19 protein-coding genes are annotated in these 19,303 nt (G+C 55.8%); 11 read left to right on the forward strand and 8 right to left on the reverse strand.

Features of this window, described 5'->3' with window-relative positions; translation table 11 throughout:
- The first annotated feature begins 556 nt into the window (after positions 1-556).
- The 3 genes from NO878_RS07360 to NO878_RS07370 are packed head-to-tail and all read left to right on the forward strand — an operon-like array spanning position 557 to position 3,830.
- A complete protein-coding gene (locus NO878_RS07360) occupies positions 557-1,033 on the forward strand; it encodes a DUF6884 domain-containing protein (RefSeq protein WP_256405310.1) in 477 nt (158 codons plus the stop codon).
- Positions 1,033-2,274 carry a tRNA-guanine transglycosylase gene (locus NO878_RS07365; RefSeq protein ID WP_256405311.1) on the forward strand — a complete coding sequence of 414 codons (1,242 nt, stop codon included), beginning with the start codon at positions 1,033-1,035 and terminating at the stop codon, positions 2,272-2,274. The genes NO878_RS07360 and NO878_RS07365 overlap by 1 nt, the downstream gene beginning before the upstream one ends.
- Positions 2,274-3,830, forward strand: a complete 1,557-nt coding sequence (locus NO878_RS07370; RefSeq protein ID WP_256405312.1) for an ATP-binding protein — start codon at positions 2,274-2,276, stop codon at positions 3,828-3,830. The genes NO878_RS07365 and NO878_RS07370 overlap by 1 nt, the downstream gene beginning before the upstream one ends.
- A gap of 26 nt (positions 3,831-3,856) precedes the next feature.
- Here the strand turns inward: NO878_RS07370 and NO878_RS07375 are convergent, their stop codons facing one another.
- Positions 3,857-5,863 (reverse strand): DUF5591 domain-containing protein, encoded by a 2,007-nt coding sequence (locus NO878_RS07375; RefSeq protein WP_256405313.1) that lies wholly within the window; start codon positions 5,861-5,863, stop codon positions 3,857-3,859.
- Between the two features lie 196 nt (positions 5,864-6,059).
- Between NO878_RS07375 and NO878_RS07380 the strand changes: the two genes are divergently transcribed.
- Positions 6,060-6,470, forward strand: a complete 411-nt coding sequence (locus NO878_RS07380) for a hypothetical protein (RefSeq protein ID WP_256405314.1) — start codon at positions 6,060-6,062, stop codon at positions 6,468-6,470.
- A gap of 42 nt (positions 6,471-6,512) precedes the next feature.
- Here the strand turns inward: NO878_RS07380 and NO878_RS07385 are convergent, their stop codons facing one another.
- Entirely contained in the window at positions 6,513-6,890 is a 378-nt protein-coding gene (locus NO878_RS07385; RefSeq protein WP_256405315.1) for a DUF7344 domain-containing protein, read from the reverse strand.
- A 143-nt stretch (positions 6,891-7,033) separates the two neighbouring features.
- Between NO878_RS07385 and NO878_RS07390 the strand changes: the two genes are divergently transcribed.
- The 5 genes from NO878_RS07390 to NO878_RS07405 all read left to right on the forward strand — a co-directional run bounded on the left by NO878_RS07390 (position 7,034) and on the right by NO878_RS07405 (position 10,086).
- Positions 7,034-7,492 carry a 6-pyruvoyl trahydropterin synthase family protein gene (locus NO878_RS07390; RefSeq protein WP_256405316.1) on the forward strand — a complete coding sequence of 153 codons (459 nt, stop codon included), beginning with the start codon at positions 7,034-7,036 and terminating at the stop codon, positions 7,490-7,492.
- A 3-nt stretch (positions 7,493-7,495) separates the two neighbouring features.
- Positions 7,496-8,272: a 7-carboxy-7-deazaguanine synthase QueE gene (locus tag NO878_RS07395; RefSeq protein ID WP_256405317.1), complete on the forward strand. Its 777-nt coding sequence runs from the start codon at positions 7,496-7,498 to the stop codon at positions 8,270-8,272.
- A 2-nt stretch (positions 8,273-8,274) separates the two neighbouring features.
- Positions 8,275-8,907, forward strand: coding sequence for a GTP cyclohydrolase I (gene folE, locus NO878_RS17280; protein ID WP_379824123.1), 633 nt, complete (start codon positions 8,275-8,277; stop codon positions 8,905-8,907).
- Positions 8,904-9,602 (forward strand): 7-cyano-7-deazaguanine synthase QueC, encoded by a 699-nt coding sequence (queC, locus tag NO878_RS07400; RefSeq protein WP_256405318.1) that lies wholly within the window; start codon positions 8,904-8,906, stop codon positions 9,600-9,602. Before folE ends, queC begins: the two co-directional genes overlap by 4 nt.
- A gap of 157 nt (positions 9,603-9,759) precedes the next feature.
- On the forward strand, positions 9,760-10,086 hold the full coding sequence (locus tag NO878_RS07405; RefSeq protein ID WP_256405319.1) for a hypothetical protein: 327 nt from the start codon (positions 9,760-9,762) through the stop codon (positions 10,084-10,086).
- A gap of 106 nt (positions 10,087-10,192) precedes the next feature.
- On the opposite strand, the gene NO878_RS17285 is transcribed toward NO878_RS07405, so the two are convergent.
- Positions 10,193-10,738, reverse strand: a complete 546-nt coding sequence (locus NO878_RS17285) for an HNH endonuclease (protein WP_379824126.1) — start codon at positions 10,736-10,738, stop codon at positions 10,193-10,195.
- A 180-nt stretch (positions 10,739-10,918) separates the two neighbouring features.
- On the opposite strand from NO878_RS17285, the gene NO878_RS07410 reads away from it, so the two are divergent.
- Positions 10,919-11,554, forward strand: coding sequence for a vWA domain-containing protein (locus NO878_RS07410; protein ID WP_256405320.1), 636 nt, complete (start codon positions 10,919-10,921; stop codon positions 11,552-11,554).
- A 24-nt stretch (positions 11,555-11,578) separates the two neighbouring features.
- Here NO878_RS07410 and NO878_RS07415 read toward each other — a convergent pair whose 3' ends face one another.
- Positions 11,579-12,532 (reverse strand): queuosine salvage family protein, encoded by a 954-nt coding sequence (locus NO878_RS07415; RefSeq protein WP_256405321.1) that lies wholly within the window; start codon positions 12,530-12,532, stop codon positions 11,579-11,581.
- 512 nt (positions 12,533-13,044) lie between these two features.
- Positions 13,045-13,368: a hypothetical protein gene (locus NO878_RS07420; protein ID WP_256405322.1), complete on the reverse strand. Its 324-nt coding sequence runs from the start codon at positions 13,366-13,368 to the stop codon at positions 13,045-13,047.
- A gap of 772 nt (positions 13,369-14,140) precedes the next feature.
- Here NO878_RS07420 and NO878_RS07425 point away from each other — a divergent pair.
- The gene (locus NO878_RS07425; RefSeq protein ID WP_256405323.1) at positions 14,141-15,481 is read left to right on the forward strand and encodes an aminotransferase family protein; all 1,341 of its coding nucleotides are present in this window, start codon (positions 14,141-14,143) and stop codon (positions 15,479-15,481) included.
- A gap of 57 nt (positions 15,482-15,538) precedes the next feature.
- On the opposite strand, the gene NO878_RS07430 is transcribed toward NO878_RS07425, so the two are convergent.
- The 3 genes from NO878_RS07430 to NO878_RS07440 all read right to left on the reverse strand — a co-directional run bounded on the left by NO878_RS07430 (position 15,539) and on the right by NO878_RS07440 (position 19,273).
- The gene (locus NO878_RS07430; protein ID WP_256405324.1) at positions 15,539-16,630 is read right to left on the reverse strand and encodes an ABC transporter substrate-binding protein; all 1,092 of its coding nucleotides are present in this window, start codon (positions 16,628-16,630) and stop codon (positions 15,539-15,541) included.
- Between the two features lie 86 nt (positions 16,631-16,716).
- Positions 16,717-17,922, reverse strand: coding sequence for a M24 family metallopeptidase (locus NO878_RS07435; RefSeq protein WP_256405325.1), 1,206 nt, complete (start codon positions 17,920-17,922; stop codon positions 16,717-16,719).
- 58 nt (positions 17,923-17,980) lie between these two features.
- Complete coding sequence (locus NO878_RS07440; RefSeq protein WP_256405326.1) at positions 17,981-19,273, reverse strand: aspartate aminotransferase family protein; 1,293 nt, start codon at positions 19,271-19,273, stop codon at positions 17,981-17,983.
- Between the last annotated feature and the right edge of the window lie 30 nt (positions 19,274-19,303).

The raw sequence follows: 19,303 nt of genomic DNA on the forward strand, positions 1-19,303 counted from the left end.
CTTAATTGCTGCCTCGAGCGCAGGATCGCAGAATCTTGTGAATGTGTGCTCCATCGTGATGTTCAACGCACCGGCAACTATCCATGACTCGGCGGTGTCGGAGGAATCGAGGAGCGGGAGGCCCCTTCGGCCATCTCTTTGACAGGGTAGTGTTCGTAGTCATCACGTTCGACTTGGCCGAGAAATCTCGAGTACAACCGCACCGATGGCGGCTTCGAATCCGCCGGAGGTGTCTCGATTCTCCGAAGAAGTATCGTCACCGGTGGGTCCAACAGCTTTCGGGAAGGCGTCCACGTACCGGTCGATTAGTATCAACTCTGATCTCGTACGTGTGAATATTTATCATGATTCTAAGTCACGGGGAGAGGCTCTCCGATATAAATCGACAATTCCGATGCCAATTCTCTCTGACGAGACTGGACCTCTCGAGTGACGGAGATAGCGCTGGATTCTCTCATCGGCACCGAAATATAAGATGGAGGTAGTTGCGGCTTCACTCGCCTGCGGCGGCATGACTTGGGAAAGCTTCAAGCCGGTGTGGTCTCAACGGCAGGGTATGTCGATGTTGCTGGTGCAAGGGTGTTCTAAATCGAAAAATCAGCCGGAGGAGGCCATGTCGGCGCTGAATCTGTACACTGGATACTTCTTCAAAATTATCAAGAAAGCGATGAGAGAGGATGCGTTCGACGACCGGGTCGACGTGTGTATTCTCTCTGCTGAACACGGGATTATCGACCCCGATGCTGAGATCACGTGGTACGATCGAAGAATGGATGCCGACCGTGCAGCGGAACTCGCTCCCAAAGTACGAGAAGATCTTCGTGAAAGGATCACCGGCGACTACGATCGCGTCATTATCAATGTTGGGAGCGTTTACCGGCGGGCAATCGAAGGTGTTGACTCGTCAGTAGACGCCGACATACACTATATCGAAGGAGAAGGGATTGGTGTCAAGGGCCATATTCTCAAGCGTGTTGTACGAGGCGAAGTAGAAGCTGTATTTCAGACAGCCGAAGCGGCAGGTGGCTGTTGATGGCGAAGGCACGTTCTACGGGCACATTCCGCTTCGAAGTGAAGGAAAGAGCGGGAGATGCTCGAACTGGAGAACTATTCGTCAAGGACACGCAACTTTCCACCCCGAATCTATTTCCAGTTATCAACTTCTACGCCGGGGGGATGGAACGGAGCGTCTACGGTGGTGGTGTACACCGAACAATAAAGGAGCTGATGATTGGTGCAGATCGGGTCGGTATCGGCCCCCTCTCAGAGTATTTCGACGCGACGATGATGTCCGTCTCTTCACTCACCGATTACAATATCTCACGCGAGCGCTACGAAGATTACCTTGCCGCACCGATCAAAGAGCGTGATCTTTTCGAGCCGTTCGATGGTCTCCTCTTCACGGATTCGGGTGGTTTCAAATTCTTGAATAATGCGGAGATAGACGGAAGCGACTTCGAGGTGGAAATGAATCAAGAAGCGGTGTACGAGATTCAACAGGCGCTAGGTAGCGATATCATCGTCAACCTTGATCACCCAATCGCCCCTGACGACACCCACCAAGATCGTGTCGAAAAGGCCGAAAAGACGGCGGCGAACATCCACAAATTCCTCACACTCACTCGGGATTTTGACGGCGCACAGTATCTCACCCTGCACGGGTACAATTACTCGATGATGGACGAGTTCCTCGACGTCATTACTGATCGCGTTCCTGCCGGTGTTCTCCGGGAAGGTTTTGACGGGATCGCCCTTGGAAGCCTCGTACCCAAGAAAGACGACCGTGGTGCGCTGATCCAAGCCGTCACCGACTGTCGCGAGGTGATGGTCGAGTGGGGGATGGAAGATTGGCCGCTACATGTTCTCGGAATCTCCAGCCGGGCAATCCCTCTGCTGGCCGGTCTCGGGGCAGATACATTTGACTCGAGCACTCACCTTCACAATGCCATCAACAGGAAGTACCAGCAATCGTTGATGGAAACCATATCGATAGATGAAGTGGATTTCAGTGAGTGTGACTGTCCGGTTTGCCAGTCCGACTTGCTCGTACAGCGAATGAAGGGAGACGCCAAGTATCAGAAGGACATTCTCGGGCCAGTCGCGATGCATAACCTGATCATCCAAAAGCGGGAATTAGCGGAAATTCGACAACGGATTCGACAGGACGGAACGAAGGCCTTAGTCGAATACTTCGAGAAGACGTTCAGTAGAGATAAGACGATGCGGCGATTCGCCCATCAAGTAGTCAATCAGTCTCTCGGAGGATATTTCTAATGAAAAAGTCACCCAAGGTCAACGAGGTCAACGAATTTCTGGAAATCGCGAGCGACTTCGAAGATCCCCTCGAAGTTCTCCGCGAATCGCTGTCTAACGCATACGACGCAGGAGCGACTGAAGTCGATATCACGATACGCAGTCGTCCCAACGGCTCCGACATCGTAATCGAAGACGATGGTCACGGGATGAACGAGCGCGATATAGAGTCGTTTTTCGATCTCGGGAATTCGCGGAAGACGGACTCGATCGGATACAAAGGCCACGGAACGAAAATCTTCTACAAAAGCGATCGGATTGAAGTCACCACGGTCCATGATGGAACGAGCTATCGGGCGGTAATGGACGATCCGTGGCGGAAGCTCAATCGGAAAGAACTCCCCGAGTACGAGATGACGGCTGAATCGGTTCGCCGCGGGAATCCCGGAACCAAGATCAAAATCACCAACTTCCGCTCCGGCCACGGATTCGACGCCGAGGAACTCACGTACAACAAGATCCACCATTATCTGAAGTGGAAAACCATCGCTGGATCGACCGCCCATTACTTCGGAGACGATCAGCGTGAGATGGAGATTACGGTCAATCTTGACGACGAGATTGACAATACCTGCGACGAGCTAACCACGACGAACAGGCTGGAATTTCCCGACGAACAACTTGAGCCAGGCAACAACGAGTACCCCGCTAAACGGATGTGCAAACACTATCCTGCGCGGGAAATCGACATCGAATACGAGAACGGCCAGACGACGCTCCAAATTGTAGGGATGGTTGGCGGGAAGGATACTCGGAATGAATTACCGACCTACGGCCGCCATTCGGCGCAGTTCGGAATCTGGTTCGCGAAGGATCATATCAAGGTCGAACGCCTGAACGAAGCAATCTCTCACGACAACGAGTTCATCCACTTCTTTTTCGTCGCCAACTGCCAAGATATCGAACTCTCCGCGAACCGGGAAACGATTCGAAACAAGGCCAGTCCTGTGTACCAAGCCCTCGAGCAAGAGGTCGAATACTATCTTTCGAAGGTGACACAGGATCCGTGGTTCAAAGAGTACCTGCAAATTCGAAAAGAGGGGGAACACCGACGACGGTCAGCTAGTCAACGCTCGTCGCTCAAAGACCGGCGTGAACGGATCGAATCGGACGGATTTCAGCCGAGTAACAAAGCTGAGGTGTTACTTGGACTCGAACGAGCAAGCAATCAGAGCGGCTCTCTATCCCTGACTGTCGAAGACTTCGATCCCGAGGCGGATGTGCATGCGATCATCCGACAAGATGGAGCGCTCCGGAACGCGGCAGTTCACCCAAACCTCACAGGTCTCTTCGAAGACGAAGTTCCGCTCGAAAACACGGAGGTTGCCGTGTGTTGGAATCAGGGCGATCCCGCGGAACTGCAGGAGTACGAACGGAACGGCTATTTCGGCGGGGAAGTCTCGATCCAGCTCGACAACGGTGGGATTCGATATCAGAACGGGGACAGCCACTTCATCGAAGTCATCCAGGTGGAGGATTTACTTCAAACGAAATCCGCGCCACCTGCTGACGATTGAACTCGCCGAAGTAATCGGGGCGAGAGCTACTTGCTGTCACGGGAGGGGACTGTCCGCTCGTCAAGATGGTCGAGTAACTCTTGGATATTGCTGTTACGGAAGTACTCGGTGAGCTGGAGCGCCTGCGGATCCCGCGGGAGGACGGTTCCCTGACCGTACGCATCAAAGGCGTCTTCAACGACCTGTCGGTAGGTCTTGCTCGTCACGTAGGCGACGATTTCGTCGAATTGATCACCGTACTCCTCCAGATAGCGGAGTACGCGATCGGTCACAAGTGTGATCTGATCATTGTCCTCCTTCGCGAGAACGTAGTCATATTCCAAGACCGGCTGTTCTCGCTCGAATTCTTTTGGGACAGGTCCGTACATGCCCGAGACGGTTAGCTTATGAATTCGGCTCGTTCGGTCGCCCAGCTTATCGAACAGGACGGAGTGTGTGCGGGATTCCGAGTATGGTTTCTTTTGACTACACGGGATCAACAGGAGAACATCTTTGTCCGCTGGCGGCTCGTGAGAACGAGTGAAGATATTGAAATCGTTTGGGCTATACTTGAGTGAGATCCGTCGGTTGTTAGTCGATTCGTCGACACCGGCGTCCCACTGGGATAGCTTCGCCTGATCGCTGGTGAGAGTTGAGCCTGGGAGAAGATCGTACGCTTCCCGTGCCTCGATATCTTGGCGGAGTCTCTTGTCGCGTAGTTGGGCCTCTTTGAGACCCTTCTTGATATCGTCGTGGTCGCGTGCGAAGTCGATGACGTAGTCCAGAAGTCGCCCATCCTGAATCGCTTCACGGACGTGTCTGAGTTCTTCATTGTAAAGCTCGAAATTGTGACGAGCCAATAGCGCGTAGTAGTCGCTCTTGATTGGCTCTCCGTTCTCTTTGCGCTCTTGGCGTTCGTCGTAGCTGAGATCAGTATTCAGTTCTTCTAGTAGGGTTTCATAGTCAATGCCGTCGTCACCGCACAGCGTACACTCGGGGAGGTCACAGGGAAAGCTCCCATCCGGCCGGAGATGTTCCTCAAGTTCTTCGAGCTTGTAGTGTGACCACGTCTCCGGGTGAGTGTACTTCTTGTATCGTGCAGTCTGCATATGCGTTGAACAATCGAACGAGTCGACACCGAGAAGAGAGAGCAGACCGACCTGTTTCCCTCCGACACCGAAGACGTGGAGGCCGATTTCGTCGGAGTGTGCCTCTGGGATTGCGTCTTTCGCTCCTTGGACAATATCCACAAGAACGTCGATACTGCTTCGTAATGGAACTAGCGAGCCGATAGCGAATCCTTCGAATGAACTTTCGATATTGACTTCTTCAACGCGATCAAGGAAATTCCCGACATACCAGTTGATTGTCTCGTAGTCATGGCCGTGAAGGGCGATATAGACTCCCGGCTCTTCGCCAGCGGCTTTTTGTGCCCGAAGCCGATCAGCGGCACGGCTGTTAATATCGAAATTCTCCTCTAGGAGTGACGGGTCATCGAGAATGCGGAGACATTCGACAGCACTGTCGATGCTCTTGTTCATCCGTTCGACAGTCTCGTCATCTCGAAGGTTCGGCGGAATGGGGTAGTCCAACGTTGCGACGATGTCCGCCCCGAAATCGAGCTGCAGACCGAGGATACTCTTCGGATCGGTATAGAGTCCCCATTCGTTGGGGACGCCACCTTTCTCGGGGGCGTCACCAAACGTGTTCGAATTCATCAGCTTGAATCCTCCCGAGTCGATGAAGATGGGTGCGTTCAGATCCTCAAAGCGTTCGTGAAACGTTTCAGTTCGCCAGAAGTCGTTTAGGTTGTCTGGAGAGACGCCATAGTCGGTGAAACTCATCGCCTGAAACATTATTCCTTGAAGGTGATCCTTCGAAATGAGCTTGTCCCGCATCCGACGCCACACGCCTCCGGATTTCTCCGTAGTACCGCCGATCAGGTTGACGACAGGAAAGAGAACAGGTGTTTCGACAGGGCCGTGAGGAACGTCAAGTTCCCCGAGTCGACCATAGCCATCGTCTCCGACGAGTTTCACGCTGAACGATGCCATTAATCACTGCCAATTACTGAACCACGCTGGATAGGCGCTTCGTTTTTCGTAATTTGGGGAGTTCACTCGAACGCGTTCTTGTTGAATTAGATATGGGATGGTGCTGAAATCATACGATCGATGTGTATCTCATCAGTCGCTCTTTCGACTCCGAACTCCCCCACTTACAAGATAGGTGGGCTCACCAACCAATCTAATGAGCAGTCCTTCCCCTATCGACAAGTACGATACTGTTTCGGAGGCAGAGGACGACATCCACAGGCGTATAGATTTGATTCCAAATGTTGACGAATGGCTGCTGAAACCCCTTGCAGTAGCAGTTATGCCGACGTGGACGGACGCACTCACGTCGTTCAGCGCGAAGTCAAGGGTGACACGTAGCGAAGCAGCGGCGTTGGATCAAATCGAATCATTGTATCAGAATATCCAGCCGTTACTCCAACAGCGATCAGAACTCCTCGGTTCGGGAACGATGGACACTCTCGAAGAAAGTCACGTCTTGTTTATTGTTCTCTTTCGCGATCTCCAACGAGAAACCGGCGAGCGAGCGAATATGAATCCGCACAAACTTCGAGTTCTTCTTGATGGTCGATACACCATCAAATAAGACGATTGCAGATTGTGAGTAGCTGATGGGGATCACATCTCTTCATCCTGAATTCTCATCTGAATATCGTTGCCTGCCCGGTAATTCCTCGCGGTGTTCGATAAGTAGCTCCAGCATCGGCGCTATTTCTTCGAATCGGATTCCTCGGCTGATAGTATCCTCTTCACGGTTCCAATTTATAAGTTCGATCTGATCGAGTTTCGGAAGGTGGTTATGATGAAGTGAGAGCTCGATATCTCGTCTGTCGCTAGCTTGAATGAGGTGGTCTATGCCGAATTTTATATCCGAATCATGCTGGACAAGCACCACCAGAATTCGGCGTCGATAGGTATGGCTTAGAATTTCAAACGCACTGTCCAGTGATATCGCATCTTCAGAGTTATTTTCCACAGTCACAAACCGATCACTTGCTGAGTGCATCGATCAAATATAAATTGACACCCGACAGTACGTATTTAGAACACGAGCAACAGGCGATTTTCTTGACGACGTCCTTCTCTCTAGAGAGAATCTTCTGAGTTCTGAAGGGATGGTTTTATTTACGCTCTAAATGATCTCTGGGTATGTCTGAGAGAATACCTGGATCATATTCTGGAAGCATACTTACCGACGCTGGTGAACGAACACTCCATATCGGAGATGACCATCCGATACGGATTAGTGCCGGGCATCGGATTCAACACCACGAGGGGAAGTGCAGCCGACCCCATGGGCACAACTACGAAGTCTCCGTCTCACTAACTGGAGAGCTCACGGAAGCGGGCTGGGTCGTCGACAAAGGTGACGTAACTACGGTCATCAACGAGTGGGATCACCGATTTTTACTTGAAGAGGGCGACCCACTCATCGATGCCTTCGAACAGTCGAACGATCGTGATGCTGTCGTCATTCTCGACTACCCGCCGACAGCGGAAGTAATGAGCGTCATCCTCGAAGAGCGTCTCCAAAACGAACTACCTGATACTGTCTCCGATGTCTCCGTCCAAGTGGCAGAAACAGGTGAACTCTGCTCCGGGTACTGATCTATGCCAGTCAACGCAGAATCCCATCCCGAAAGCGGAGATCATGATATCGATGGCGACGCTCTCCCCATCAACGAAGTTTTCTACTCTCTTCAGGGCGAAGGAAAACTTGCCGGAACGCCGTCGGTATTCATCAGAACGAGTGGTTGCAATCTCCGGTGTTGGTTCTGTGACTCATACCATACATCTTGGAAGCCGACCCACTCGTGGATGTCGATAGAGGATATCATCGACGAAGTCCGTACCTTCGATGAGGCAGACCATGTTGTCCTCACCGGCGGTGAGCCCCTAATCCACGAAGAGAGTGTCAAGCTGCTCGACGAACTCGCCGATTACGGCTATCACACGACAGTCGAAACGAACGGCACAATCTATCGCGATACGGCAATTGATCTTGCAAGTATCAGTCCGAAACTTCGGAGTAGCACGCCGACTACCGAACGCGACCCAGACGGCGAGGGAGAGTGGGCTAACCGTCATGACAGCCGGCGAATTAATCTGGATGCACTCAGACAACTCGTTACGAATTACGAGAGCCAGCTAAAGTTCGTCATCACGGGTGCCGACGACTTCGAGGAGATTACCGATCTTGTGGAACGCGTTCGAAACCAGACTCAGATAGCTGTACCTGATGACGATGTGCTACTCATGCCGGAAGGAAGAACACGCGATGAACTCGCCGACACGCGTACTACTGTCGCCGAATTAGCGATGGATCACGGTTATCGATACACACCTCGACTACACGTCGACCTCTGGAACGATGCCTCAGGTACCTGATCATGGCAAATGAAGACACCCACCTCATAGAGACGAATCGTAGCTCCGATTCCAAGAACGGAGAATCGACAGCGATCGACCACGAGAAGGCTCAGCGAGGAGTACGACTTCTTCTGGAGGCGGTGGGCGAAAATCCTGATCGGACGGAACTCACGGAGACGTGGAAGCGTCGAGTTCCGGACGTACTAGAGACGTTTAGTGAGGGTGAGCGTCTCGAGGACAAACCAACCATGCGAACATTCGATGCGGATTCGGATGGGCTAATCGTCAAGACCGGTGTACCCGTGTACAGTCTTTGTGAACACCATCTGCTCCCGTATCACGGGAAAGCCCACGTCGCTTATCGACCCGAAGATCAAGTCGTCGGCCTCTCGAAACTTCCGCGATACGTTCGATGGCAGTCACGCCGGCTGACGATGCAAGAGCAGTTGACTCGTGATATCGCGGATGGCCTCGCTGACGAAATTGGTGCGGAAGCGGTGTTGGTAGAGATCACGGCCACCCACATGTGTGAAGCCATGCGCGGCGTCGAGACAGCGACAGCGACAACGACTCGGGCGACAGTCGGGTCTCCGACGGATACGGAACAGCGGCGCTTCAGAGACGCGATTCAGCGAGCGGAGGATTCAACATGAACACCGAAGAGAAACGGGCAGTAGTACTAGTCTCCGGCGGGATGGATAGTGCGACGGCTGTTGCTGAGGCACGCGACCGTGGCTACGAACCGTACTTTTTCCACACCTCCTATGGCCAGCAGACCGAGGATAGAGAACTCGAGTGTGCCCGACAGCTAGCCGATGATTTCGATGCAGCGGACTTTCTCCACGTCGAAACTGAGCATCTAGCGCGGATCGGTGCATCCTCCCTAACGGACGACGAGATGGATGTCGCTGAAGCCGATCTCGAGAGCGACGAAATCCCGTCCTCGTACGTCCCGTTCCGGAACGCAAACCTCCTGTCGATGGCTGTGTCGTACGCTGAAGCGAACGACTGCACTGCCGTCTTCATGGGTGCACACTCAGAGGACTTCTCCGGATATCCTGACTGTCGGCCGGAGTTCTTCGAAGCGTTCCAGCACGTCGTCGACGTTGGGACGAAGCCGGAGACGACGATCAGTATTGAAGCACCGTTCACCGAATGGTCGAAGACGGATATCGTGGAACGGGGACTCAAACTCGATGTCCCGTTCGAACACACGTGGTCGTGCTACCGAGAATCCGAGCCAGCCTGTGGTACGTGTGACGCGTGTGCCTTCCGTCTTCAGGCGTTCCAACGGGCCGGTGTCGAGGATCCGATTGGATACGCTGAGCGGCCGAGTTACGTGGAGTAAAGTGGCTGATAATTCGTTGCTGGTGTAAAGGGTGTCATAGAGGACTTCTCTCACCACACGGGAATCGCTTAATTCAGAGGATAGATTCAGCAGAGACCGTATAAGCGAATCCCGTTGCTGACCCAACTTCCATAATCTGTGCGTGGCAAGCAATAGTATGGCAAACCTGTATGATCTGACGAAGAATCTGGAAGAGGGACATAAAATCGCCTGGGTAGCAGAAAAATCGATAGATGACGTTGACCGGATCCACGCAAAGACGATTACTAACATCCAAAGAGATGGCAAGACAATCCAAGTCGAGGCCAAGGGAATCCGAGGTGGCGAGTACTACTACACCGTCGATTCTAGCGGATCAAGTGAGGCATTCTTCGTGAATCCTGAGAAGGAAAATCCAGTGTCCAAGGGTTCAGTTGCTTTCATGGAGTTGACAGAGTCAGATGATATAGTTACAGTCAAACGAGGAGTATACGATAGTCGGTGAATCGCAAGCGCATTCTGATGGGTGATTCAGACTCATCGGTGTAAAAAGAACCCTGGTGAATAGTTCTGTGACACCTCCGAGAACTGAACTGCTGAATGCAGAGTATTCATTCAGCACAGGATGCCTCTCTTTCTGTCACATGTTTACCCACATCAAGAATGAAATTGGGAAATGTTCGTGGTGGAGGATCGCTAACGGTATTTCTTAGGGAAGTATGGTTTTTGATTGAAGCAGGGTCTGGGAGTGATCCAGCAACCGTCTTGGCGATAGACCGAGGATCAATGTCTGTAATATTTCCATGTCTCCATTGGAAACTCCTTACCTCCTCTTTCAGACGGTCAATATAAGCTAAATGATCGTCTGGGGTCCTTACATTCCCGTTATGCGTGCGATCGTGGCAGTGCTGACACATTGTAACCAAATTATATTTTTCATGGGAACCTCCTCTGCTCCGGGGAACAATGTGATGAACTTCGAGCGAAACACCCCTCATCTCCTCATGCCTCTCGCAATGACGGCACATATAGTCATCTCTGCGGAGAACCTCTCTCCGGCGCTTTGTCCAATCACTGGGGAGGGGCCTTGACATACACTTCACATTGTAGTTTTGAGAATCAAAATAATTGGGCTGTGCCGAATGTGGGGCCTGCATTCAGCACGATCGCTAGAACCTATCTCTGATTGAGGATTTCAACAGAGCCCTTAGTTCGAACTCACCACATCTGGTATTCTGTCAGCCGCCACTCCTACTACAGCCCCGTCGGAGATCAAGAAGTAAATCCATCCCCCGGATTCACATTTATAAATAGTACTCTCCCTTGGGGAGTGAAACATGAATACGCACATCACGTTCGTTCTCGACTCCTCGGGATCAATGTCCACTATCGAAGACGATACCAAGGGCGGATTCAACGCATTCCTGAAAGACCAGCGAGACGAGGAGGGATCGGCGACAGTCACACTCTACGACTTCAATACGAATGTCGATCTCGTCTACCACGGATATTCGATCGAAGACGCACCCAAACTCGACGACGAAAACTACACTCCTGGCGGGAAAACGGCGCTACACGATGCTCTCTATACGGCAGTCGCGGAAACAGCAGAGCGAGTTTCTAAACAGGAGTCAGCGAACCGCCCCGACAACGTGATTATCGTCGTGTTGACTGACGGCAAAGAGAACGCATCAGAGACTCATCAGGAGCGTGTGCGTGAACAAGTCGAGTATCGGCGCAAAGAGTTCGATTGGGAGTTCCTCTTCATTGGTGCCAATCAAGATGCTGCACTCACAGCCGCTAGCATGGGGATGGACGAAGAGCGGTCGCTGAACATGTCTCACAGCGGAGAAGGGACAAGAGCTGCGTACGAGTCGACATCGGATCGAGTCACCCAAGCACGACAGGAAGGAACGACAGGCACGTACAAGGAGGAAGACCGGAAGAAACAGCGAGACGCGCAGGATTCGTAAGTCCGGGTTGTAGATCCGTTGGCATCAATACGCCGTCGTTCGTGTGATATGGATGGTTCCGTCTATCTCGTCGCGCATTTGGAAGAGTTTGTAATCTAGATGGGGTGCGTAGACAGAAGAGTCTCGGCAGTCCATGAGTTTCTCAATGAGTTCGTCACCCGCATGGACGGTTGCCGCCCGCAGTTCGACTTCTTCTCGGCTTCCCGCTTCAATCATCGTTCGGGAATCGACTAATTCGGCGAGGTGATCTGAATACTCAAGCACGCCTAATTCACGAAGGACGTTGGGCAGATTGTAATCGACGAATAGCGTGAATGCACCAGGATCTTCGACTCGAAAGCACTCCTGATTTTGAAAACGACCGTAAGCCATTCCAGCCGCAAGTTGAGCGCGTTTCCAGAACGCGACTTCAAGTGCAGATCCATCAGCGAGGGTTACAGCGCTGGAATCATCGAATGAGGGCAAGTGAGTAACTAATCGATCTACAATACCATTTCCGTCGGCGTATAGGCACGGTTCCGCAGAATCGATGAGGTTTGCGAATCGACCGTCGTACTGATTGGAGAGGTTCTCGCCGACTTGCGTGAGAATTTGATGACGTTCCTCGAGCATCGGAATCTCGTCACCGTCAGCAGGCTCGAACAGTCGTTCTACGTCAGAGAGGGACAAGTCGGAAAGCGTGTCGCCGCGTAGGATAGCAGGGTTATCATCGAATTCGCGGCGCAAGCAGGCCCACATAGCGAACGCGCCGCTCCACTCGGTTCCTGCATAGGTAGCGGTGAACTTGTCACCGGTGTCGTAATCGCGGAACTGAAAATTGATCGTATTGCCAAGAAACAGAAAATCTATAATATCCCTTTCAGAGACGCCCGAAGAATTCTCGTCGGGGAACACCGGAGCCCGCCACTCCGGGAGTGAGAATTCGTCTGCGGCTAGCCGTTCGGAGAGAAGTTCGATTGCTCCCTCTTGGATGTCCACGAACCTAAGCTCCGGAACTAGCGTTTGCACGCTCTCCCTGACGAGAGTCGTCGGGAGAGCTTGATTACCGGATGTACCCATTCCAGTCGGATCTTACTCGGGGTACTGTATAATGGTTGAGACAGTACATTAGACGTTCCCCAAATTTGGACTCTCGAACGGATCAGAATTTCACCTCGTCGGCTTTGTTGAAACCCTCAGTACCTGACAATTTTCACTCCAATCGCTCAGTACAGGGTACATATTTCGAACTCTAGTCAGTAGTGTATTGACACGGGGTTCGTTACAATTACAGCAGTTTCAGACGGGATTCGTTGTAGTGAAGCAGGGGATAGTACACTTGGATGAGGGCCAGCCGCTAGGTCCTGTTAGTATGGCCTAATGCTGAATTCGCAGTTCTCATCGATCGGCTATTTCAGATATATGTCTGTCTGAAGAATAGGATTTCAACAGAGCCACCTCGTCAAAAATAGTCGCGGTAGTCAGAACCCCGACTGATGGTATCAGCCCGATCACTCGTCGTGTTCATCACCCGTGAATTCAGGTTCGTTATTGAGACGTCCAATCGTACCGTTCATCGCGTAGATAAGTGCTCCTGCCGATTCGAATGCTTCCTCTCGGGAGAGCCGTGAGATTGGTTTCGTCACAAACTCCTCTCCATCCTCGTTCACTCCAGTAACTGGGATAACAGAATAATCGTCTCCCATCGTCCCATCGAGCCGAACGAAAATAGACTCGTCGTCATCGTACACCCATTCGATATAGTAGTCATCATGAATATGTTCTGTCCATCCAGCCGGATAGTAGTCGAGGAGTTCCGTCTTGCTCTCGGGCATCTTTCTATTCAAGATCTCTACCGACTCGGGTAAAAATGTTCGTCTATACACTCTTCGTCGTCCGATTCCTCTATATCGTCAAACCCGAATGAGGCACAAATCGGCCAATTCTTGGATAGCGTTATCACTCACACCAACGCTGTCGAATCAAAATAGATGGATCCGAGCTATTAGACGGACATCGTCGGAGAACACCATCGGACGGTTCGTCCGAACCGGTATTGCCTGGGTGGCAATTCGCAGGGTGTTTATAACCATCTGCCGGGTCGAATAGTCCGATATAGGGTGAATTCCGTATTGGATAGAGAAAATATCGACTTGAGGGAGGTTGCCGATCATGCGAAGCGACGTGGCCTCTCACGGCAATGACCAGGGTTCGAATCCCTGTCGGAGCACTCTTCCGCGATTCTTTCAGCCCCATAGCGTCGGTGTCACTGACCCCACTGCGTTGGGTTGTGCACACAACACGTCAGCGAGGCCGTTCCCTCTATCGAGACGGCCGGTATTTGCGTCCTCGTCGGGGCAGTCCCGTGTCCGTCCAGCGTCCGAGCCGTCGTGTCGGCGGACGCCCCCGGACGGACTGGACCGAACGCGTGTAAAAGCCCCGCGTACCCGTCCGAACGGCCGCGCCCTCCGACCCGGCCGGTCCACCGCTCGATAGCGCGTGAAGATTTTTCGGATATGGCTTCGAAATCAGAATAGAACACGCCGGACACATGCGAATTAGGATATCGTTCAAAACATTCATGTCCTACGCTTACGACATCCTACCATGGCAAGCCAGGAGTCAGAGCGAACCGAGATTGAGCGTCTCGACCGCGAGTACACGCTCGGAACGTGGACCCGCCAGCGGGACTTCGACCCGACCGAAATCGTCGACACCGAGGGACCACGGATCGTCACCGTCGACGGCGATTCGATCCTCGATTTCAGCAGCCAGTACGTCTGTACGAGCCTCGGCTACGACGCCGAACGCATCGCCGACGCCGTCAACGAACAGATTCGGTCGGTGCCCTACGTCAACCCCGGCTGGGCGACTGAACCCCGGGCGCGACTCTCCGAGAAACTCGCCGAAATCACCCCCGGCTCCCTGAAGAAAACCTTCTACTCTACCAGCGGCACCGAGGCCAACGAGGCGGCCTTCAAGATCGCCCGCTCCTATACGGGCAAACACAAGATCCTCTCGCGCTACCGGTCGTACCACGGCGCGACCGCCGCCTCCCTGTCGGCCTCCGGAGACCCCCGACGCGTCGCTCAGGGCCCAGAGATCCAGCCCGAAGTCCCCGGCATGGTCAAAGGCCCCGATCCCTACGCCTACGGCTCGAGTCTCGACCCCGAACAGAGCCTCGAATACATCGACGAGATGCTCACCCTCGAAGGAGATACCGTCGCTGGCGTCTTGGTCGAACCCCTCGTCGGCTCGAACGGCGTTCTCACCCCGCCCGACGACTATCTCCCGCGACTCCAGGAGATTGCACACGACCACGGCGCACTGTTGATCTGTGACGAGGTGATGACCGGCTTCGGCCGCACCGGCGAGTGGTTCGCTTCGGGACTGTACGACGCCGAACCTGACATCATCACCATGGCGAAAGGTCTCACCGGCTCTTACCAGCCTCTGGCCGCGACGACCGTCACCGAGGAAATCGCGACCCACCTCGAAGACACCCTCCTCAACCAGGGCCACACGTTCGCCGGTCACCCGACCGCCTGTGCGGCCGGGGTTGCGGCCATCGAAACCTACGAACAGGAAGGACTCCTCGAAAACGCACGCGAGATGGGTGCGTACCTGAAATCCGAACTCGAATCCCTGGCCGAGCGTCACCCGAGCGTCGGGGAACGCCGGGGGATTGGTCTCCACCAAGGACTCGAACTCACGCGAAGCGAGGAGAAACGTGTCCCCTTCGAGCAACGAAGCGACAAGGTGTCCGGACGCACGACCGTCCTCGACGAAGTCGGCGCCCACGCCCTCGACAACGACGTCTACTTCTACACGTCCGTCAACACCATCGTCGTCACTCCGCCGTTGACGATCACCGAAGCCCACGTCGACGAGGCCATCGACGCACTCGACGACGCACTCGAAATCTCCGACGCCGCGATGGAAGAGTAGCGGCGCGGACACGCGGTTCGGATCGTTCGGCCGAGGACAGAACGACCGTATCGACGCTCAGCCCTGCTTGACTTCCTGGAACATCTGCTGCCAGTCCGAGACGGCGGGGTCGACGGTGCCCCAGTCGACCCACATCAGGTCGTCGGGACTCTCGGTGTAGTCCGGGAGGTTACGGATGACCTCCGGCGGGTCCTGAACGGGGACCGGGTATCCGGTGTTGTCGGACAGTTCGACGATGATATCGCGCTGGAAGACGTGATTGAGGAGGTCGTGGACGAGATCCTGATTCTCGCTGGAGGCCGGAATGGCCCAGTCCTCGGTGATGGTCGACGTCCCACCCTCGGGAATGACGTACTCGATCTCACCGAATCCTTCTTCCTGGAGTGCGCGGGTGCGCCCACCCCACGTCTCCGCGACGGTCGCGGTGCCCTCGCGGAGCCATCGGATGCTCTCCGCGCCGGCGCCCCAGTAGCCGAATGTGTTCTCGTTCTGTGCGGCGAGTTCCTCGCGGACCTGCGCGACCGCGTCCGAGTTGCCGGGCACGTCGTTGATGTTCATGCCGAGAGAGGCCGCGGCGTTCGTCACGCGTGAGGTGGCCTGATCCCGTAGCCCCAGAGAGTCCTGAAACTCGTCGGCCTTGATGTCGTCCCACGTCGACATCTCGATGTCGGTCTCCTCGGTGTTGTACGCGTACCCCTGCGTAAGCGCGTCACGGAAGACGGCGTCGTCCTCGATGTACGGGCGGTCGGCCCAGTCCTGTTTAACGTTTTCCTGGTAGTTCGGCAGGTCGTCGTAGTTGATGTCTGCCAGCAGATCCTCCTGTCGAGCGGTGTACACACCGAAGGAGGTGGGCATGAACAGGTCGATCTCGCCGGGGTTCTCCCGGATGATCGAGAGGAACTCCGAGTCACCACCCGCCGACTGGTGTTCGACCTCCACGCCACTCTCCTCGGTCCAGTATTCGAAGGCCGTCCGCGCGGAGTCCTGGGTGTTTCCACCCCACCCGAGATAGCGGATCGTGTCCGCGCTCCCGCCGCCGCCACCGAGACATCCCGCGAGTCCCGTGGCCGCGATGCCACCCCCGAGGGTCTTCAATACTGACCGTCGATTCACTGATCTCGTCGACTGTCGCGCGCTGTCACCGAACATGCTCCTACCCATAGCGGATATTGTAAAAAAACTTTGGAGGCATTAGTATCTCGGTGACATGTGTATGAACGGACGATAATGAACGATCACGCGACGATGAGATCCGTCGGTGCGTTGTTGAGGACGACCGTGTCCTCGCTCCCGACAAGCAGCGTGTTCTCGATACACGCCGCGCCGGTGCCCGGGACGTGAATCGCGGGTTCGACGTTGAGGAACTGTCCCGCCGCAAGCTCGCCGGTTTCCGTAGGCGAGACGAACGGCGGCACCGAGATGGCCGCACCGGTCGTATGGCCCAGATACACGCCATTGAGTCGGTCCTCGTAGCCGTACTCGGCGGCAACGTCGTGGCCCGCACGCCAGACCGCCCGCCCGGTCACCCCCGGTTCGACCGTCTCGACCATCGCCTCGTACATGGCCGCACACGCGTCGTAGATGCGTCGTTGCTCCGCACTCGGGTCACCGACCGAGACGGTTCGGTCACAGTCGACGTAGTAGCCGTCGCGACAGACGATGAGGTCGACCCAGAACATCTCCCCGGGTTCGAGCGGCGTCTCGGTGTAGTAAAACGGCTGGAGGTTGCTCTCGGAGCGTGCGTACGCGCCCACGTCGACGTGTGTCGAGATGGCACTAGCGTGGCGGAATTCGGCGCCCGCGGCCGCCAGTTCGGCGAGGACGTCGAAACACACCTCGCGTTCCGACCGGCCCGGCCGACAGGCCGACGCGAGCGCCGCGAGTCCCGCGTCCGCGGCCGCGGCCGCACGCTCGACACCGCGCACGTCGTGATCGGTCGGCGCGCCGACGAGAGTCGGCCAGAGTTCCGGGAGGAAGGTGGTTTCGATCCCCGATCCGGCGGCCGAGACGGCTTCCAACACCGACGCCGGGAGGTCGTCGTCGACGACGCCGATCCGCCCGCCGGTCAGGCCACAGTCCGCGAGCGCAACCCCGACCGCCGTCGACAACGCCTCGGCGTCGCGTCCCGGGACCGCCCGCACCTCGTCGGCCCACGTCATGGCCTGCGCCGCCTCGCGGTGCCACTCGCGGTCGATCAGCAAGACCGTCGGCCCCGAAGCGGGGACGAAAAGCAGCGACCGGGCCCGCGGGAACGGGTGAACGTACCCCGAGAGATACCGGACTGCGTCGGGATGTGTCGGCCCGCTCCCGTAAACGACGACCCCGTCAAGCCCGCGATTCCGGAGTGCTCCACGAACCGCTCGCAGACGGCGAGCGCGTTCGGCGGGTGGCGGTCCCGTCGGGACGCCGGCGGATCGTCGGCGGTGAACGTCTCCTTCCATCTAGGTCACCCGACAGTCGGCGGGATGGCGTCCCCTCGCCGGGCTGAACGACGAACGGTCACGACGACGTCTCCGGAAGCGCGTCGAGGGCGGCGTCGAGCGTCTCGAGGAACGTGTCGACCTCGGCGTCGGTCATCGGCGTCGAGAGGTTCCCCATGCCGCGGGGCGCCATGAAGACACCGCGGTTCCGCATGGCGAGAAAGAGATCCTCGAAGGCCTCGGTCCCGGCGGCGGACGACGCCCAGTCGGTCACCGTCTCGTCGGTGAGGTGAAGCTGAAACATCGACCCGTCGCCGGTCACCCGGAGCGGGTGGTCGTGATCGGCGGCGACCTCTCTGACTCCGGCGCGCAACCGGTCACCGAGTCGGTTCAAGTCCGTGATCGCCGCCTCGTCGAGTGCATCGAGGGTCGCGATGCCGCCCGCCATCGTCGCCGGGTTCGCGTTGAACGTTCCGGAGTGGTCGGCCACCCCCTCGTGTGGGTGGAAGACGGACATGATATCTTCTCGCCCCCCGAAGGCCCCGACCGGCAGGCCGCCGCCGATGAACTTCCCGAAGGCCGTCAGGTCGGGCGTGACGCCGTAGCGCTCCTGGGCGCCGCCGTACCCGAGTCGGAACGTCATCACCTCGTCGAAGACGAGGGGGACTCCGTGATCCTCGGTCAGGTCCCGCGCGGTGTGGAGAAACGACTCGTCGGCGGGAAGCCCGCCGGCAACGCCCATGAGCGGTTCGAGGATGAAACAGGCGATGTCGTCGCCGGCCGTGGCGAACGCCTCCTTGAGCGCCTCGGGATCGTTGAACGGCGTCGTCAGCACGCGGTCCTCGACGTCCCGCGGGATGCCCTGGTGTTCGCGGCCCGTAGCGTCGACGGCAACTTCGACCGTGTCGTGGGTGCCGTGGTACCCACCCTCAATCTTCAGAATCGTCTCGTTCCCGGTGTAGGCCATCGCGCCGCGGATGGCGTTCATCGTCGCCTCCGTGCCGGAGTTTGCGAACCTGACCTGCTCGACCGAGGGAACCCGGTCGACGAGGCGCTCCGCCAGCGCCACGGCCTCCGTCGTCGGCGCGCCGAACCCGTTGCCCCGTTCGAACCGCTCGGTGACCGCCTCGACGACCGCTGGTGGTGCGTGACCGAGCACGGATTGTGTGTAGTTGTTGAGGAAATCGAGCAGCGTCTCGCCGTCTTCGGTGCGGAGCCGACAGCCGGACCCCGACGCGACAAACGACGGATACGGGTCGTGGTAGGTGACCGACCGGGTGTCGCCGCCCGGCATCACCGCCGCCGCACGTTCGTACAAACTCCCGGATTTCGGCGTCGACGAACGATAATGTTCGACCGGCTGATCCACCATGTGAATGTGTTTCAGTCAGCTCGTAATAAA

Origin of the sequence: Haloplanus ruber (assembly GCF_024494725.1) — an archaeon.
Lineage (GTDB): Archaea > Halobacteriota > Halobacteria > Halobacteriales > Haloferacaceae > Haloplanus > Haloplanus ruber.

Bases quoted from the DNA above. Each gene is read 5' to 3' on its own strand.
- NO878_RS17285 (WP_379824126.1), bottom strand. From the start codon at position 10,738: ATGCAGGCCCCACATTCGGCACAGCCCAATTATTTTGATTCTCAAAAC.
- NO878_RS07365 (WP_256405311.1), top strand. From the start codon at position 1,033: ATGGCGAAGGCACGTTCTACGGGCACATTCCGCTTCGAAGTGAAGGAA.
- NO878_RS07410 (WP_256405320.1), top strand. From the start codon at position 10,919: ATGAATACGCACATCACGTTCGTTCTCGACTCCTCGGGATCAATGTCC.
- NO878_RS07370 (WP_256405312.1), top strand. From the start codon at position 2,274: ATGAAAAAGTCACCCAAGGTCAACGAGGTCAACGAATTTCTGGAAATC.
- NO878_RS07390 (WP_256405316.1), top strand. From the start codon at position 7,034: ATGTCTGAGAGAATACCTGGATCATATTCTGGAAGCATACTTACCGAC.
- NO878_RS07435 (WP_256405325.1), bottom strand. From the start codon at position 17,922: ATGGAAGGAGACGTTCACCGCCGACGATCCGCCGGCGTCCCGACGGGA.
- folE (WP_379824123.1), top strand. From the start codon at position 8,275: ATGGCAAATGAAGACACCCACCTCATAGAGACGAATCGTAGCTCCGAT.
- NO878_RS07405 (WP_256405319.1), top strand. From the start codon at position 9,760: ATGGCAAACCTGTATGATCTGACGAAGAATCTGGAAGAGGGACATAAA.
- NO878_RS07385 (WP_256405315.1), bottom strand. From the start codon at position 6,890: ATGCACTCAGCAAGTGATCGGTTTGTGACTGTGGAAAATAACTCTGAA.
- NO878_RS07395 (WP_256405317.1), top strand. From the start codon at position 7,496: ATGCCAGTCAACGCAGAATCCCATCCCGAAAGCGGAGATCATGATATC.
- NO878_RS07430 (WP_256405324.1), bottom strand. From the start codon at position 16,630: ATGTTCGGTGACAGCGCGCGACAGTCGACGAGATCAGTGAATCGACGG.
- NO878_RS07425 (WP_256405323.1), top strand. From the start codon at position 14,141: ATGGCAAGCCAGGAGTCAGAGCGAACCGAGATTGAGCGTCTCGACCGC.
- NO878_RS07360 (WP_256405310.1), top strand. From the start codon at position 557: ATGTCGATGTTGCTGGTGCAAGGGTGTTCTAAATCGAAAAATCAGCCG.
- queC (WP_256405318.1), top strand. From the start codon at position 8,904: ATGAACACCGAAGAGAAACGGGCAGTAGTACTAGTCTCCGGCGGGATG.
- NO878_RS07420 (WP_256405322.1), bottom strand. From the start codon at position 13,368: ATGCCCGAGAGCAAGACGGAACTCCTCGACTACTATCCGGCTGGATGG.
- NO878_RS07380 (WP_256405314.1), top strand. From the start codon at position 6,060: ATGAGCAGTCCTTCCCCTATCGACAAGTACGATACTGTTTCGGAGGCA.
- NO878_RS07375 (WP_256405313.1), bottom strand. From the start codon at position 5,863: ATGGCATCGTTCAGCGTGAAACTCGTCGGAGACGATGGCTATGGTCGA.
- NO878_RS07440 (WP_256405326.1), bottom strand. From the start codon at position 19,273: ATGGTGGATCAGCCGGTCGAACATTATCGTTCGTCGACGCCGAAATCC.